Origin of the sequence: Pseudomonas sp. NBRC 111140 (assembly GCF_001320885.1) — a bacterium.
Classification (GTDB): domain Bacteria; phylum Pseudomonadota; class Gammaproteobacteria; order Pseudomonadales; family Pseudomonadaceae; genus Aquipseudomonas; species Aquipseudomonas putida_P.
Genome location: NZ_BCBQ01000206.1, coordinates 1 through 511, shown reverse-complemented (window position 1 = coordinate 511; position 511 = coordinate 1). Strand labels below are relative to the sequence as shown.

Genomic DNA, 511 nt, shown 5'->3' with positions numbered 1-511 from the left:
CCGTCACCGCACACCGAAATCACCGGGCGGTCCGGGTGCACCAGGTGCGCGGCCATCGCCGATGGCAAGCCGGCGCCCATGGTCGCCAGGGCGTTGTCCAGCAGCACGGTGTTGGGCTTGTGCGCCTTGTAGTTACGGGCGAACCAGATCTTGTAGATGCCGTTGTCCAGGGCAACGATGCCTTCGGACGGCAGTACACGACGGATGTCGGCCACCAGGCGCTGCGGGTAGACCGGGAAGCGGTTATCGTCGGCACCTTCGGCGATCTGTGCTTCGTTGGCTTCACGAATGGCCATCAGGCGGGTGAAGTCCCAGTGCGACGTGTCGTTCAGCGCTTCGCTGATCTGCCACACAGCGTTGGCAATGTCGCCGATCACTTCAACCTGCGGGAAGTACACGGCATCGACTTCAGCGGAGCGGAAGTTGATGTGAATGACCTCGGTGCCGCCACGGACCATGAAGAATGGCGGCTTCTCGATCACGTCGTGGCCGATGTTGATGATCAGGTCGG

General features: G+C 62.2%; 1 protein-coding gene. It reads right to left on the bottom strand.

Annotated features, from left to right (window positions below):
- Nucleotides 1–511: thiamine pyrophosphate-dependent enzyme (locus APH42_RS28905; protein ID WP_256217857.1), on the bottom strand; the 511-nt coding region annotated here is incomplete at both ends.